Below are 15,610 nucleotides of genomic sequence, written 5' to 3' on the forward strand. Positions count from 1 at the left end.
CGTTAGTTAACGGAACTTTTCAGGGCGCTGTCAGCGGCGTGGCGCTCCAGTGCCAGTTCAATCAGGCGGGTGATCAGTTCCGGATAGCTTATCCCGCTGGCCTGCCACAGCTTCGGGTACATGCTGATATTGGTAAAGCCCGGCAGGGTGTTGATTTCGTTAATCACCACCTCGTTATCCGGCGTCAGAAACACGTCGACGCGCGCCATCCCACAGCATCCCAGCGCCTGATAGGCTTCAACGGCGATCGCCCGGATCTTGTCGTTAACGTCAGGATCGAGCGCGGCGGGAACCACAACCTGGGCACCTTTGTCGTCAATATATTTGGTGTCGTAGGAATAGAAGTCACTGTTCAGTACCACTTCACCACAGGTACTCGCCTGCGGGAAGTCGTTGCCCAGTACGGCGCACTCAATTTCACGACCGTTAATTCCCTGCTCAACCACCACCTTATGGTCAAACTCAAAGGCCAGACGAACGGCATCGTTAAACTGCGCTTCGCTGGTGACTTTGCTGACGCCGACGGACGAGCCCTGATTCGCCGGTTTCACAAACAGCGGCAGGCCGAGTTGCGCCTGGATCTGCGCGAAGCTGTGTTTATCGCGGTTGGCGCGAGTGAGCGTCACGAACGGCGCAATATTCAGACCGGCGTCGCGCAGGAGACGTTTTGTGACGTCTTTATCCATGCAGGCGGCAGAGCCCAGCACATCGGAACCGACAAACGGCAGGTTTGCCATCCGCAACATGCCTTGCAGGGAGCCGTCTTCGCCCAGCGTGCCGTGAACGATAGGGAACACTACGTCAATCTGTGCCAGCGCCTGCGCGTTCCCGGCATCGATAAGCTGTCCCTGTTCCACGCCTGGAACCGTTGCGACGCTGACATCAGAAGGATTAAGGGCAATGTGCGCCGGATCGTCAGCGTGTAACAGATACTGGCTGGCATCGTTAACATGCCACTGGCCCTGTTTATCAATGCCCAGCAGCACCACGTCAAAACGGCTTTTATCAATCGCATCAACGATATTTTTAGCCGATTGCAATGACACCTCGTGCTCTGCCGATTTTCCCCCAAAGACAATACCTACGCGCTGCTTTGCCATCTCACTCTCTTCCAGTCTGACGAAAAGCCCATAACATACCACGATGCCCGGCGGGTTTCGCGGCCTTCTGCCATAATGTTTTGGGGATGCTGAAGGGGGGCGCGTGAAAGGAAAAGGTCTGCTTATTCTTATTGTTATTGCCGGGATCGCCACGGTGGGCTACCGCTGGTTGCCGCCGTATTACAATCCTTTCGTGCCGCTTACGCTTGACGATCCGCCCGGAAAAATAACCCAGTTTAAACTTCGACGTTTAACACCGCAGGCATGCGAAAGCCTGTTAGCGCAGGCGAATCAACGCCAGCTTATCCGTACCCAGGCTGTCGCTGACAGCGCCGGTGAGTGTCCGCTGAGTAACGTGGTGCGCGTGCGCGATTTTGGCCCGGTGAGCCTGAACAGCAGCTTTCTGGCCAGTTGTCCGCTGGCGTTAAGTTCGGCGCTGTTTGTCAGCCAGCAGGCCCGACCGCTCACCAAAACCTGGACCGGAAGCGAGCTTACGCGTATTGAACATCTGGGCAGCTTCGCCTGCCGCAATATCTACAGCCGCCCGGATGCGCGGCGCAGCGAACATGCCACGGCGGATGCGCTGGATATCAGCGCTTTCAGGCTGGCAAATGGACAGCGCGTTACCGTCCTGAACGGCTGGAAAGCGGAAAAGACGCAGCCCTGGCTACAGGCCCTGCTCTCGGCAAGTTGTGGCTATTACGGTAACGGTCTGGGGCCGGACTATAATGCCGCCCATGCCAACCATTTCCATCTGGGGATGCGCGGCTATGGATTATGTCGATGAAGCATAATCTTCCGCCAAAAATTGGATAAATTGTGACTTATTTCACAAATATGATGACTGGGAAGATAAAACACCAAAGTCTGCAAGGCCGCATCTCTGGCGCTATGTCATTGCGCGTAACTTGCTAATCTGTCGGCGAATTCGCCTAAAAATGAAGACTATTTCTGTTATGGAATCCTGGAAAGTTAATCTCATTTCAGTCTGGTTCGGCTGCTTCTTCACCGGACTGGCTATCAGCCAGATATTGCCCTTCCTGCCGCTGTATGTGTCGCAGCTGGGAGTGACTTCCCATGAAGCGCTCTCGATGTGGTCCGGCCTGACGTTCAGCGTGACGTTTCTGGTCTCCGCCATTGTGTCGCCGATGTGGGGCAGCCTGGCGGATCGCAAGGGGCGCAAGTTGATGCTGCTCCGCGCCTCGCTGGGGATGGCGATAGCCATTTTGCTCCAGGCCTTCGCCACCAACGTCTGGCAGCTGTTTATTCTGCGGGCGATAATGGGGCTGACCTCCGGTTACATTCCGAATGCCATGGCGCTGGTGGCCTCACAGGTACCGCGTGAGCGAAGCGGCTGGGCGCTCAGCACGCTTTCCACCGCCCAGATCAGCGGGGTCATTGGCGGCCCGCTGCTCGGCGGCTTCCTGGCTGACCATGTCGGGCTGCGTGCGGTCTTTATCATTACCGCGATCCTGCTGACGATCAGCTTTCTGGTCACCCTTTTTCTGATTAAAGAGGGCGGGCGGCCTGTTGTCAGTAAATCCGAACGCCTGAGCGGAAAAGCGGTTTTCGCCTCGCTGCCTTATCCTGGCCTGATGATTAGCCTCTTTGTGACGACGATGGTGATCCAGCTCTGTAACGGCTCGGTGGGGCCGATTCTGGCGCTGTTTATCAAGTCGATGGCGCCGGACAGCAGCAACATTGCGTTTCTGAGCGGGATGATTGCCGCGGTGCCGGGCGTGTCGGCGCTGATGTCTGCTCCGCGTCTGGGGAAACTGGGCGACAGGATCGGTACGGCACGTATTCTGATGGCAACGCTCATCATTGCGGTGATCCTTTTCTTTGCCATGTCATTCGTCACCACACCTCTTCAGCTCGGCATCCTGCGCTTCCTGCTTGGCTTCGCAGATGGCGCCATGCTGCCCGCTGTTCAGACGCTGCTGGTGAAATATTCCAGTGACCAGGTAACCGGCCGCATTTTTGGCTACAACCAGTCGTTCATGTATTTAGGCAACGTAGCGGGCCCGCTTATCGGCGCCTCGGTCTCGGCGATGGCGGGTTTCCGCTGGGTATTTGCCGCGACGGCGGTGGTGGTCCTGCTGAATATTATTCAACTGGCCTTTGCCTTGCGACGCCGCAGGCGAATCGCTGAGGCAAAGTCGGCCCGGTAAACACGATAATATATTATTTATTCTTATGAACGCCGCATTTTTATATAACGAAATGCGGCGCCTTTCTTTCAGGAAAACGTTTCGCTTTCGCGCTGAAATATCTTTTTTGGCAGCGATGTCACTTTTGCATAAGATAAAGCCAATCCATGCTTTTCATTATTCAGAGAGGGTGTTAATTTCAGGGGAAATCACATAAGGAAATAGCACCATGAAAAATCTCATTGCTGAGTTGTTGGTTAAGCTTGCCCAAAAGGAAGAAGAGTCGAAAGAGCTGGTTGCCCAGGTCGAGGCGCTGGAAATCGTTGTGACGGCGCTGCTGCGACAGATGGCAAAACCGGAGCAGGAGGCGTTGATCGACAACGTTGAAGGCGCGCTGGAAAAAGCGCGTCCTGATTCCCAGGTGCCTGCGGAAGATGCGGAGCTGCTTCAGCAATACGTAAAGAAGCTTTTAAGGCATCCTCGCAGCTAACCTGCCTGAGGTGAAATGACGTGTCACAGAATTGTCATGCAGGATGCCTGGCGTCGCTCTGTTTTTATTTTTACACATTTATGCAGGGAAAATTAAATTGAGACAGAGCACACCTTTCACCGCATAATTTCTGTTATTAATTACCGCCTCCCCCCCCGGCGAAACCGGTTAATGAATATTGTGCCGATACAGGGCTGAAATAACCGCAGAGCCCGGCGAAAATCAGAGTCGCAGGGTGGTTTTTTTCCCGTAACGAGCCAGACTTAACGTGGAACTTCACATAAAGGATGGTGCAATGAAAACAACAATACTGGTTACCCTGCTCTCTGGCCTGTGTCTGATCGCCTCAGCACACGCGGAAGAGAAAACGTTAACGCCCCAGCAGCAGCGCATGACGACCTGTAACCAACAGGCGACATCGCAAAGCCTGAAAGGGGATGCCCGTAAAACGTACATGAGCGACTGCCTTAAAAATGGTGCGGCTAAACCCGGTGAAAAAAGCCTGACCCCACAGCAGCAAAAAATGCGTGAGTGCAACGCCCAGGCGACACAGCAGATGCTGAAAGGCGACGATCGCAGCAAGTTTATGAGCGCGTGCCTCAAAAAACAGGCGTAGTGCTAACGGGTGAGTCACGGCTGTGGCTCACCCAAAATTTCATACTTTCCCCGCTATCACCCTCTCTATAATTTGGGAAAATGTTTCAGAATATTCCCAAAAATGATGAATGATGAGTTTTATGACAATCACGAGAACATTCGGGAAGCGTGGCACCAGCAGCTTTCTCAGGATGATTCATACCGTTCCGGTCTGCGATTTGCCCGGCGAATACGGCTGGCACGCATCGTTGGTCTGGCGGCGCTATTTGTTCCGCTTGCCAGCGTTCTGGTGAGCCAGTTTCTTTCCGGCGTCTGGTGGTTATTGCTGGTGGGCTGGGTCTTTGTCTGGCCCCATCTGGCCTGGCAGCTGGCTTTTCGTTCGGCTGAACCCCACAGCAGTGAAATTGTTAATCTGAAAATCGATGCCATTATTGCCGGTGTCTGGATGGGGCTAACAGGGTTCAATGCGCTACCAACGGCGGCGCTGATCGTGATGATTGGCATGAATATGATGGGATCGGGGGGATGTCGGTTATTTCTGACAGGACTGGCGCTGCTTGCTCTGTCTGCTCTGCTCACCGTGCAATCCACGGGTACTCCTGTGGTATTGACCTCTGAACCGCTGGCGTTGTGGCTGACGCTCCCCGTGCTGGTGGTCTACCCCATACTGTTTGCCTGGCTCAGCCACCGCACGGCGATCCGTCTGGCAGAGCATAAGCGTCGGCTTGAGCTGATGAGTACCCGCGACGGAATGACCGGCGTATTCAATCGCCGTCACTGGGAAACGCTGCTGCGTAACGAATTTGAGGCCTGCCGTCGAAGCCATCGACAGGCGACGATACTGCTCATCGATATCGATCACTTCAAGACGATCAACGACACCTGGGGGCATGACGTGGGGGATGAAGCGATTGTCGCCATCACGCGCCAGCTTCAGCTGACCCTGCGCTCAGGCGATTATATTGGCCGTTTTGGCGGGGATGAGTTCGCGGTGATCATGTCCGGCACGCCTGCCGACAGCGCGATTGCTGCGATGTCGCGCGTCCACGAACGGCTGGTCAACATGCCGCTGCACGGAGCACCTATGGCGAGGTTGTGTATCAGCGTTGGGGTTGCCCCCTGGGGGGCGCAGTTCACCCACTATCGTGAATGGCTAAAGGCGGCGGACGTGGCCCTCTATAAAGCCAAAAATGCCGGACGGGGCCGCACCGAAGTGGCCGCCTGACGCCCGGCGTAGCGCATCAGGACTTACTGAGCTTCTCTGATTTTTCCATGCATTTTTCCATCGCCTCGATCACGGCGGAGCGGAACCCGCGATCTTCCAGCACGCGCACGGCTTCAATGGTTGTGCCCCCCGGTGAGCACACCATATCTTTCAGTTCGCCCGGATGTTTACCCGTTTCCAGCACCATTTTGGCCGAACCCATCACCGCCTGCGCTGCAAATTTGTAGGCCTGCGCGCGCGGCATTCCACCCAGTACGGCGGCATCGGCCATGGCTTCGATAAACATAAAGACATACGCCGGGGCAGAGCCGCTCACGCCGACTACCGGGTGGATCATCGGTTCGGCAATCACTTCCGCTTCGCCGAAGCAGCGGAAAATATTCAGTACATCCGCCACGTCTTCAGATGTGACCAGCGCGTTCGGGGTAACGGATGTCATACCGGCATTCACCAGCGACGGGGTGTTTGGCATGGCGCGAACAATCTTACGGTCGTGGCCCAGCGCGCGGGCGAGCTGATCGAGGGTCACGCCTGCGGCAATCGATACCACCAGGGTCTCTTTGTTAAGGCTGGAGGTGATCTCGCTCAGGACTTTAATCATGATATTCGGCTTAACGGCGCCAAAGACAATATCCGCCACCTGAGCCACGTCCTGTGCGCTTTCGGCAGCGTTGACACCATACTCATCACGCAGCGCCGCGACTTTATCCAGGGATGGGGTATAGACCCAAATCTGCCCCGGCAGCACCTGCCCGCTGGCAATCAGTCCGCCGAGGATAGCTTTGCCCATATTTCCGCAGCCGATAAACCCGATTTTCTTATCCATCACGTCTCTCCGTTATTATGCGTTGTTATCTCTCATTGATAGCTTAACAACGAAATGCAGGCGACAATAGTCACCAGAATCATAATGGGGAGAGACTATGGCGATTTGGGTTGATGCGGACGCGTGTCCGAATGTCATCAAAGAGATTTTATTTCGTGCTGCCGAGCGCGTGCAGATGCCGCTGACGCTGGTGGCGAACCAGAATATCCGCGTGCCGCCCTCCAGATACATCCGTTCTCTGCGCGTTCCGGCCGGGTTTGACGTGGCGGATAACGAGATAGTACGCCTGTGTGACGCAGGAGATCTGGTGATCACCGCGGATATCCCGCTGGCTGCCGATGTACTGGCGAAAGGGGCGGCGGCGCTGAACCCGCGCGGAGAACGCTATTCGCCGGCAACGATCCGGGAGAAGCTCACCATGCGTGATTTTATGGATACGCTTCGTTCCAGCGGCGTGCAAACCGGTGGGCCGGACAGCCTGTCGCAGCGCGATCGCCAGCAGTTTGCCGCCGAGCTGGATAAATGGCTGCTGGAAGTGAAGCGCCGCCCGGCGTAGCCCACCTCCGGGCGGTTTTGTGGTACAGTGTGGCTTCCACAGGCTTGTCATTCCGTACCGCTTTGCAGTAAAGTTAGCGCAACATCTACTGCAATCATTTCTTTACAGCCTTCAGTTATCCGGCAGCAAGGGGAACACCTGGTTATGAACCCACCCATCTTTTTAGTTGGCCCTCGCGGCTGTGGGAAAACCACCGTTGGTCTGGAGCTGGCGCGTCTGTGCCAGAGTCAGTTTGTCGATACTGACCATTGGCTCCAGGAGAATGCCGGTAAGACCATTGCCGATATCGTTGAGGATGAGGGTTGGGAGAGCTTTCGTGCGCGTGAAACAGCCACGCTGGAAGCGGTGACCGCGCCGTCAACCGTGATCGCGACCGGTGGGGGCATTATTCTGGCACCGTATAACCGCCAGTTTATGCGCGAAAAGGGTGTCGTGATCTACCTCTGTGCCCCGGTCTCTACGCTGGTGGGGCGGCTGGAGGCGTTTCCGGAAGAGGGACAGCGCCCGGCTCTGACCGCGAAACCGCTGAGTGAAGAGGTCAGCGACGTCCTCGCCGAACGCGATGCACTGTACCGCGAGGCGGCACACCACGTTGTGGATGCGTCAGCGTCACCCGAGAAAGTTGCGATTCAGATTATTACCGCCCTGCGTTTGGCTTGCGCCAGCTAACAGCCGTCTATACTCATAGCTCAGACATAAAAAAAGGATGAGCTATGCCAACCAGACCTCCCTATCCACGTGAAGCCCGCATCGTTACCGTTGAAAAAGGTAACGGCGATCAGACCGTAACCTGGTACCAGCTGCGTGCCGATCACCCTAAACCTGATTCGCTGATCAGCGAACATGAAACCGAACAGGAAGCGCTGGATGCGAAACGGCGCTATGAGGATCCTGAGAAGTCCTGACAGGAATCCGAATTCGTTACAACCGTGCCTGAATCACACTTTTAACATATCGCTGATGTTAAGCAGCAGTTAATATTTAGTTATTACAGGTGGATTCGGAAAGGCCAGTCGATCTTTACATTACGGTGTAGAGATCCCCTGCTACCCTTGGTGCTGTTTTGTTGAAAAAATGAACAGTGCAGCGTAGTGAGCCTGTACCTGTGTGGCAGTTGTGGTAGTAACGGAAGGCGATCAAAATGAAGGCGACGTTGGCGATCCTCACGATTGGTGTGGTGCCTGTAAGCGAAGTATTACCGCTCTTAACCGAGCATGTCTCTGAAAAACAAATTACGCATCTCAGTCTGTTAGGGAAGCTGAGTCGGGAAGAGGTCATGGAAGACTACGCGGTCGGAGAGGGGGAAGATCCCCTGGCAACGTTACTCAGTGACGGTAAACTGGCGCATGTGTCGCGCCAGAAAATCGAGCGCGCGCTACAGGGCGTGATCGAAGTGCTCGACAATCAGGACTATGACGTTATTTTGCTGATGAGCACGGCACCCGTTAAAGGACTCAGCGCGCGTAATGCCATTCTGCTCGAACCGATGCGGATTATCCCCCCGCTGGTGGCCTCAATTGTTGATGGTCATCAGGTTGGGGTCATCGTTCCCGTTGAGGAACTGCTGGATAACCAGACGGTGAAGTGGGCCGCGCTGGAGCACACCCCGCTTTACGCGCTGGCAAACCCGTTCTGGGACAGCGAAGCGAAGCTGATTGCGGCCGGGCAGGAGTTGATCGACAGAGGGGCGGATGTCCTGATGCTCGACTGCCTGGGCTTCCATCAGCGGCATCGTGATTTACTGCAAAAGGCGCTGGATGTTCCGGTGCTGCTCTCTAACGTCCTGATGGCGCGCCTGGCGTCAGAATTACTGGTGTAATGATTTTGCGTGACAGGTCATGAGCATGGCCCCTATAGTGGATTTTTCTCTATAAATATAAGGGCCAGTTCATGCTTCAAAGTAACGAATACTTTTCCGGTAAAGTGAAATCCATTGGTTTTACCAGCAGCAGCACTGGCCGCGCCAGTGTCGGCGTCATGGCGGAAGGGGAATACACCTTTGGCACCGCAGAAGCGGAAGAGATGACGGTGGTCAGCGGCGCGCTGAACGTCCTGCTGCCAGGTGAAACGGAGTGGAAAGTCTATAGTGCCGGGCAGGTCTTCAACGTGCCGGGCCACAGCGAGTTCCATTTACAGGTTGCAGAGCCAACCTCTTATCTGTGCCGCTATCTGAAATAAAAGCATGCCGGGTGGCGCATTCGCTTACCCGGCCTGCGTTTTGCCTGTTAGCGCTGCGCTTCGCCGCCGAGACCTTCCACCAGGTTCTGAATCAGCGCCGCCAGCTCGCCGGTCATCAGGATAAAGTCTGCGTCAAAGCGCTGAGCATAATCTTCGCGGTCGATATCTTCGTTCTGATCGCGCAGTTCATCGCAGAATTTCAGGCGCTTCACGGAGCCGTCATCACACATCACAAACTGAATGCGCTGCTGCCAGTCGAGTGCCAGTTTGGTCACCACTTTGCCCGCTTCAATGTGCACGGCGATTTCGTCGCTCACCAGATCCTGTTTCTTCGCGCGGATCACGCCGCCATCTTCCAGCAGCGCTTTCAGCTCTGCTTCATCAAGGATCTGGAAGCCCTGCGCGGCAGTCCCGCTGCGCACCCACTCGGTCAGGGTCAGCTCAATCGGCGTTTCCAGCGCCAGCGGTACCACCGGTAATGAGCCAAGGCTCTTACGCAGCAGCGCCAGCGTATCTTCCGCTTTTTTGGCGCTGGCGCAGTCCACCATGATCAGCCCGTTCACGGTGTCGATCCACATCATGGTCTGGCTAAAGCGGCTAAAGGCGCGCGGCAGCAGCGAGTGCAGCACTTCATCCTTCAGCGAATCTTTTTCGGTTTTTTTAAGCTTACGGCCCTGTTCAGCTTCCAGCTTGAAGATCTTCGCTTCGAGCGCTTGCTTAACCACGGGCGTCGGCAGGATCTTCTCTTCTTTACGGGCGCAAACGATGATTTGCCCCGTGCTGCTGGCGTGGGTCAGCGCATCGCTTTGAGAACCCATTGGCGGAACCCAGCCGGTTTTTGCCATATCCTGGCTACCGCAAGGGGTAAAGGAGTAAGCGGCTAACTGTTTTTCCATCTCTTCTGCACGCAGCGAAACGTCGCGGCTGAGACGGTAAACCATCAAATTTTTGAACCACAGCATGATAATTTCCACGGCCTTGTCGTTAAATCAGCGGGCATGATAACGAATTGTCGCATCGCTTGCATTGCTAATCGGGAAGCGGGCTTCTACTCTGTTGATAATCAAAATAATGAGGAGTGTCTTGTGCGTATTGGGATTGATTTGGGCGGCACCAAAACAGAAGTTATTGCGCTGAGCGAGCAGGGGGAGCAACTGTTTCGCCACCGTCTGCCTACGCCGCGCGATGATTATCACCAGACCATAGAGACGATTGCCCGTCTGGTCGATATGGCAGAGCAGGCAACGGGCGAGACGGGCACGGTCGGGATGGGGATCCCCGGCTCCATTTCGCCGTATACCGGCGTGGTGAAAAATGCCAACTCCACCTGGCTCAACGGTCAGCCGTTTGATAAAGACTTAAGCCAACGCCTGAACCGGGAGGTGCGTCTGGCGAATGATGCCAACTGCCTGGCGGTGTCTGAGGCCGTGGATGGCGCAGCGGCTGGCGCGCAGACCGTATTTGCGGTCATTATCGGCACCGGCTGCGGGGCGGGCGTGGCCTTCGGTGGGCGCTCGCATATTGGCAGCAACGGCACCGCGGGCGAGTGGGGACACAATCCGTTGCCGTGGATGGACGAAGATGAACTCAAATACCGCGCCGAAGTACCGTGCTACTGTGGCAAGCAGGGCTGTATTGAGACCTTTATTTCCGGCACGGGGTTTGCCACCGATTATCATCGTCTGAGCGGTCAGCCGCTGAAAGGTAACGAGATTATGCGTCTGGTTGAGGAGCAGGATCCGGTGGCTGAACTGGCGCTCAGCCGCTACGAAATGCGGCTGGCTAAGTCACTGGCGCATGTGATCAATATTCTTGATCCCGACGTGATTGTACTGGGCGGCGGCATGAGCAACGTCGACCGGCTGTACGCCACGGTGCCAACGCTGGTGAAACAGTGGGTATTTGGCGGCGAGTGCGAAACGCCGATCCGCAAAGCCGTCCACGGAGATTCCAGCGGAGTGCGCGGCGCGGCGTGGCTCTGGCCGGAATAAACGCAAAACCGTTTTTGATGTTTGTGCCCTCTCCCCGTGGGAGAGGGCCAGGGTGAGGGCACCAGAGCGCATCATCCCCCCATTTACTGCACCGCAAACTCCCTGTCCAGCCTGCTATATCCCAGCCCGTTGATCTTCTTCACTTTGATCTGCACCGGAATGCGCTCTTTCATTGCCTCTACGTGGCTGATCACGCCAATGGTTTTCCCGGTGGCGTTCAGCGCGTCGAGCGCGTCCAGCGCGGTGTCCAGCGTTTCGCTGTCGAGCGTGCCGAATCCTTCATCCAGGAACAGCGAGTCAATGCGCGTTTTGTGACTGACCAGATCGGAAAGCGCTAAAGCCAGCGCCAGACTGACCAGGAAACTCTCCCCGCCGGAAAGGGTACGGGTATCGCGTACCGCATCGGCCTGCCAGGTATCGACCACTTCCAGCTCCAGCGCGTCGCTGGCTTTACGCTGAAGCAGATAGCGGCCATGCAGACGGTTGAGCTGCTGGTTGGCAAGCCACACCAGATTATCCAGCGTCAGCCCCTGGGCGAATTTACGGAATTTATCGCCGGTGCTGGAGCCTATCAGCGCGTTGAGATAGCCCCAGTCGTCGGCCTGACGCGCCGCCTCCTCAATCTGCTGCATAAGCGCCTGCTGGTGCAGACGGTTATCGGCGTCCTGTTTGAGCTGCTGGCGGATCTCCCCCTGATGCGTGGTGTTGTCCCGAAGCTGTTGCGCCAGCTGGTGTAACTGCGCCTGAAGCGTTGCGGCATCGGTTTCCAGCCCCTCGGGGCGCTGTGCCTGATGCGCCTGAAGCTGCTGGCTTGCCTGCATCGAAAGCGCCGTGGCCTGCTGGAGCTGGTTTTCCAGCGTCTGCTTTTGTTGTTCAAGCTGGTGGATCGACGTTTCATCCAGCAGGGCGGAGAGAAATGCGTCCCGATCGGCAAAGCAGCTCGCGGTCAGCGCGGCGTTGAACTGAGCCTGTGATTGCTGGAGCCGTTCACGCTCAAGCGTCTCCTGTTGCTGTAGGGTGGTGAGCTGACTTTGCAGCGACACGCATTCGTCGTGGATGCCGCGCCAGTTCTCAGGGATAACCGCGTCGGCTTCTGCATCATTGGTAACCGGCAGCGTTTCCAGAATGGGCATCAGGGCGTTAATACCTTCCTGAATCGTACCGTGCTGGGCCTGTTTTTCCTGCCACAGGGTATATTCGCTTTCGCGCGCGCTCAGCCAGGCGCTTTCAGCCCCTTCATCGGGCACGCTAAGCGACAGCGATTGTAACGAGGCCGCCAGCGCCTGACGCGTCGCCGTCAGCTGCTGCTGGTACTGGCGCGCCTGACCTTCCTGTTCATTGAGCTGGTTTTGCAGCGTCAGACGCTGGCTGAGCTGATACAGCTGGCGTTCATACTGTTCCTGTTCGCTCATCCAGGGGGCTATATCATCCTGAATATTCAGCGCTATGTTCAGGGAGGCGCAGACCTCCAGCCACTCCTTAGTAAGTGCTTGCTCTTCCTCAGAGAGAGCCTGTGCTTCCTCTGTCTCGCGCTGGATCTGTTGGGTCAGCGCATTCACCTGCCCGAGCACCAGCAATCCTTCCTCTTTTAGCGCGGCAACCTCTTTCTCCAGCGCGTCGCGGCGGCGCTGATTGTCAGTCAGTTCAAGCGCCTGATACTGCACAACTGCCGGGTGTTCGCGTGAACCGCAGAGCGGGCAAGGCTTACCCGCTTCGAGCTGTGCACGATAGTTCTCAAGATCCTTGATTGTCGCCTCACGCTCACAGAGCGCTTTCAGGTCGGCATAGTGCTGATTTTTCTCTTTGAACTGCTGACGCCGCAGGATCAGCGTTTCATTGAACTTAGCCTGCTCAGCCTGCGCTTTCTGCACGCTTTCCGCATTCTGGCGCAGTCGTTTTTGCAGCGGCTGATAGCGAGCGTGAAGCGCTGTCAGACGCTGGCGGAGCGCCCGCGACTGTGCCTGTTGCTCCATTGCCGTCGCGAGATCCTCAGCCGTCAGCGTCAACCTACTTTCAGGCATCTCAGCCAGCTTCTGACGAAGCTCAGCCATGCGCGCTGACTGGGCAACAAGCTGATTTTTATCGCGACCCAGTTGCGTAAAATGCGCCCGCCAGCCGGCAATTTCCTGCCCCCACTGACGGAAACGATCGTGTTCGGTCAGCCACTGCGTCAGTACCTTGTGCTCTGTCTGCAACTGTTCACGGTTGCGCAGCGCACCGTTGCGAATACGCGAGCGCTGCACCGCTCTGTCGAGTAAGCGAGTATTTACTTCAACAATTCGCTCTGTTGTCTGCGCCAGGCGGGTGGTCTGCTCCTGCTGATACTCCCATAGCGGACGTAGCTGGGCGGCGGGCTGCGCCAGCTTGAGCTTCGCCAGTTGGGGCGCGGCGTCCGTCAGAGCCTGTTGCGCCTGCTGCTGCGAAGCGGCTGCACGCTGCTGCTCACGTATCAGTTCGTCGTTACGCGTAAGCCACTGAAAATCTTTCTGTTGGCTTTGCTGCTGTGCCAGCAGGACTTTTTCTTCGTCAGTAAGTGCCTGCAAACTTTGCTGCAAGTGCTGCTGCTGTTCCTCGCTCAGCAGCACAACCCCTGCGGCCTGCGCTTCGCACATCTCCAGCGCGTTACGTGCCGCTTTGTGTTTTTCAAAAACCATGGCGGAAATCTGGCCGTAAATTTCCGTGCCGGTCAGTTCTTCCAACAGCTCTGCGCGATCGCTCGGTTTAGCATTCAGGAAGGCGGCAAACTGCCCCTGAGAGAGCAACATCGAGCGGGTAAAGCGACCATAGTCCAGCCCGGTAAGCGCGGCGGTTTGTTCCAGCTTATCCGTGACTTTGTCGGCCAGAATTTTGCCGTCTTCGCAGCGGGCCAGCTCAACGCGCGGTGCCTGTAAGTTCCCGTCCGGCTGGTTGCGGGCGCGGTTCTGGCTCCAGAAAGCGCGATAAGCAACGCCTTTGACCTCAAATTCTACTTCCGCCAGGCATTCGGCGGTATCGCGCGTCATCAGGTCGTTTTGCGCCTGAGAGACCTTATTAAGACGCGGCGTTTCGTGGTAAAGCGCCAGGCAGATGGCATCCAGCAGCGTGGTTTTACCCGCGCCGGTTGCGCCGGTGATGGCAAACAGCCCGTTGCTGGCGAACGGCTCCGCGGTGAAATCAATTTTCCACTCACCCTTTAGCGAATTCAGATTTTTCAGACGCAGGCTCAGAATTTTCATGCGTTTTCGTCCTCGTCATGGAGGGAATGCAGGGTCTGGGCAAACAGCTCGTTAAGCCTGGTGCGTCTGGCCTCGTCCACCTCTTCATGCGCAAGCCGCCGCGCGAACACCTCTTCAACCCGAAGTTCGCTAAGCGTTTCACGCTGGGCGTTGAGCAGTATTTTCTCGCGCTGCTCGCGGCTGCGGCGTACCAGCAGCACCTCCACGGGAAGGTCTTCCGTCAGCGTCTGTATTTTACGCTGCATATCGTACAGGTAGTCGTCGGTGGTGATTTCGATATCGAGCCAGACGGGGGGATTAAGCGCTGCGCCGCGCCACTGCTCAAGCTGAGCGGTAATGGCGGCCAGATCGCCTTTCAGCACCGCCAGCGGCTGGGTGACCGGCACCTCAAGCGTCTCAACGGCGCTGAGTTTGCCTCCGGTGAAGCTCACCAGATGCACGGATTTGGCCTTGCCCGTTTCGTCAAAACTGAGCGAAATGGGCGAGCCGCAGTAGCGGATATGCTCGCAGCCGCCGATGATCTGCGCCCGGTGAATATGCCCGAGGGCAATGTAGTCGGCGGGGGGGAAGTTTTGCGCCGGAAACGCGTCCAGCGTACCGATATAGATCTCGCGCACCGCATCACTCTTACTGGCTCCGACGGTGGTGAGGTGCCCGGTGGCAATGATCGGAATGGCCTGATCGCCGCGCAGGGCGCAGGCTTCCGTATGTTGCTGGTGATAATAGCGGGTGATGGCCTGCAACAGATGCTGCTGTTTTTCGCTGCCGGACAGACCTGCCTGGCTTTGCACGATATCGCGCGGGCGTAAAAACGGAATTGGGCACAGCACTGCGCCCGGCGTGCCGTCGCGTTTTTTCAGGATCTGCGGCGCGTGTCCGGCGCTGGCCACCACGGTGGTATTGAGGAACGCCAGAATATCGCGGGATTCATTCAGCGTCGCCACCGAGTCATGGTTTCCGGCGACAATCACCAGGTGACAACCGGTTTGCTGGAGGTTGACCACAAAACGGTTGTACAGCTCACGCGCATAGCTCGGCGGCGATCCGGTATCAAAAATGTCGCCCGCCACAATAATCGCGTCCACCTCGTGAGCCTGAGCCGTCTCCAGCAGCCAGTTCAGGAACGCTTCATGTTCCGCGGCGCGGCTTTTGCTGTAAAAATTTTGACCCAGGTGCCAGTCTGAGGTGTGAAGTATGCGCATAAAAGATCCGTGGCAATAATAAGAAAGCAGGATTATAAACGTTCGGGGAACGGAAAATAACCGCTGTAATAAAACAACAG

At 56.5% G+C, this 15,610-nt stretch carries 16 protein-coding genes; 11 read left to right on the forward strand and 5 right to left on the reverse strand.

Going from position 1 to position 15,610, the window contains the following annotated elements:
• Window positions 1-2: 2 nt before the first annotated feature.
• A complete protein-coding gene (ddlA, locus tag SK50_RS07065) occupies window positions 3-1,100 on the reverse strand; it encodes a D-alanine--D-alanine ligase (protein ID WP_017383150.1) in 1,098 nt (365 codons plus the stop codon).
• Between the two features lie 103 nt (window positions 1,101-1,203).
• Here ddlA and SK50_RS07070 point away from each other — a divergent pair, with 103 nt between their 5' ends.
• The 5 genes from SK50_RS07070 (at window position 1,204) to adrA (ending at window position 5,562) form a co-directional block, all read left to right on the forward strand.
• On the forward strand, window positions 1,204-1,887 hold the full coding sequence (locus tag SK50_RS07070) for an extensin-like domain-containing protein (protein WP_017383151.1): 684 nt from the start codon (window positions 1,204-1,206) through the stop codon (window positions 1,885-1,887).
• 169 nt (window positions 1,888-2,056) lie between these two features.
• On the forward strand, window positions 2,057-3,271 hold the full coding sequence (locus tag SK50_RS07075; protein ID WP_015571317.1) for a multidrug efflux MFS transporter: 1,215 nt from the start codon (window positions 2,057-2,059) through the stop codon (window positions 3,269-3,271).
• 208 nt (window positions 3,272-3,479) lie between these two features.
• The gene (gene iraP / locus SK50_RS07080) at window positions 3,480-3,740 is read left to right on the forward strand and encodes an anti-adapter protein IraP (protein WP_003859148.1); all 261 of its coding nucleotides are present in this window, start codon (window positions 3,480-3,482) and stop codon (window positions 3,738-3,740) included.
• Between the two features lie 295 nt (window positions 3,741-4,035).
• Complete coding sequence (gene psiF, locus SK50_RS07085) at window positions 4,036-4,356, forward strand: phosphate starvation-inducible protein PsiF (RefSeq protein ID WP_015571316.1); 321 nt, start codon at window positions 4,036-4,038, stop codon at window positions 4,354-4,356.
• Window positions 4,357-4,458: 102 nt separating this feature from the next.
• Complete coding sequence (adrA, locus tag SK50_RS07090) at window positions 4,459-5,562, forward strand: diguanylate cyclase AdrA (RefSeq protein WP_023296005.1); 1,104 nt, start codon at window positions 4,459-4,461, stop codon at window positions 5,560-5,562.
• A 16-nt stretch (window positions 5,563-5,578) separates the two neighbouring features.
• On the opposite strand, the gene proC is transcribed toward adrA, so the two are convergent.
• Complete coding sequence (proC, locus tag SK50_RS07095) at window positions 5,579-6,388, reverse strand: pyrroline-5-carboxylate reductase (RefSeq protein ID WP_048229246.1); 810 nt, start codon at window positions 6,386-6,388, stop codon at window positions 5,579-5,581.
• Window positions 6,389-6,485: 97 nt separating this feature from the next.
• Between proC and SK50_RS07100 the strand changes: the two genes are divergently transcribed.
• The 5 genes from SK50_RS07100 (at window position 6,486) to ppnP (ending at window position 9,122) form a co-directional block, all read left to right on the forward strand.
• Window positions 6,486-6,944, forward strand: coding sequence for a YaiI/YqxD family protein (locus tag SK50_RS07100; protein WP_003859141.1), 459 nt, complete (start codon window positions 6,486-6,488; stop codon window positions 6,942-6,944).
• A gap of 144 nt (window positions 6,945-7,088) precedes the next feature.
• Window positions 7,089-7,613: a shikimate kinase AroL gene (gene aroL, locus SK50_RS07105; protein ID WP_017383154.1), complete on the forward strand. Its 525-nt coding sequence runs from the start codon at window positions 7,089-7,091 to the stop codon at window positions 7,611-7,613.
• Between the two features lie 44 nt (window positions 7,614-7,657).
• Complete coding sequence (yaiA, locus tag SK50_RS07110; RefSeq protein WP_003859135.1) at window positions 7,658-7,849, forward strand: protein YaiA; 192 nt, start codon at window positions 7,658-7,660, stop codon at window positions 7,847-7,849.
• Window positions 7,850-8,085: 236 nt separating this feature from the next.
• Window positions 8,086-8,763, forward strand: a complete 678-nt coding sequence (locus tag SK50_RS07115) for an AroM family protein (protein ID WP_045344604.1) — start codon at window positions 8,086-8,088, stop codon at window positions 8,761-8,763.
• A gap of 71 nt (window positions 8,764-8,834) precedes the next feature.
• Window positions 8,835-9,122 (forward strand): pyrimidine/purine nucleoside phosphorylase, encoded by a 288-nt coding sequence (gene ppnP / locus SK50_RS07120; protein WP_003859131.1) that lies wholly within the window; start codon window positions 8,835-8,837, stop codon window positions 9,120-9,122.
• Window positions 9,123-9,169: 47 nt separating this feature from the next.
• On the opposite strand, the gene rdgC is transcribed toward ppnP, so the two are convergent.
• A complete protein-coding gene (rdgC, locus tag SK50_RS07125) occupies window positions 9,170-10,084 on the reverse strand; it encodes a recombination-associated protein RdgC (RefSeq protein WP_006809928.1) in 915 nt (304 codons plus the stop codon).
• Window positions 10,085-10,207: 123 nt separating this feature from the next.
• Between rdgC and mak the strand changes: the two genes are divergently transcribed.
• Window positions 10,208-11,113, forward strand: coding sequence for a fructokinase (gene mak, locus SK50_RS07130; RefSeq protein WP_023303177.1), 906 nt, complete (start codon window positions 10,208-10,210; stop codon window positions 11,111-11,113).
• A gap of 83 nt (window positions 11,114-11,196) precedes the next feature.
• On the opposite strand, the gene sbcC is transcribed toward mak, so the two are convergent.
• Together sbcC and sbcD are read right to left on the reverse strand one after the other, a co-directional pair.
• Window positions 11,197-14,328 (reverse strand): exonuclease subunit SbcC, encoded by a 3,132-nt coding sequence (sbcC, locus tag SK50_RS07135; protein WP_045331384.1) that lies wholly within the window; start codon window positions 14,326-14,328, stop codon window positions 11,197-11,199.
• On the reverse strand, window positions 14,325-15,530 hold the full coding sequence (gene sbcD, locus SK50_RS07140; protein WP_017694432.1) for an exonuclease subunit SbcD: 1,206 nt from the start codon (window positions 15,528-15,530) through the stop codon (window positions 14,325-14,327). Before sbcD ends, sbcC begins: the two co-directional genes overlap by 4 nt.
• Window positions 15,531-15,610 lie beyond the last annotated feature (80 nt).

The sequence above is a fragment of the Enterobacter sp. BWH64 genome, from assembly GCF_001037645.1.
Lineage (GTDB): Bacteria > Pseudomonadota > Gammaproteobacteria > Enterobacterales > Enterobacteriaceae > Enterobacter > Enterobacter hormaechei_C.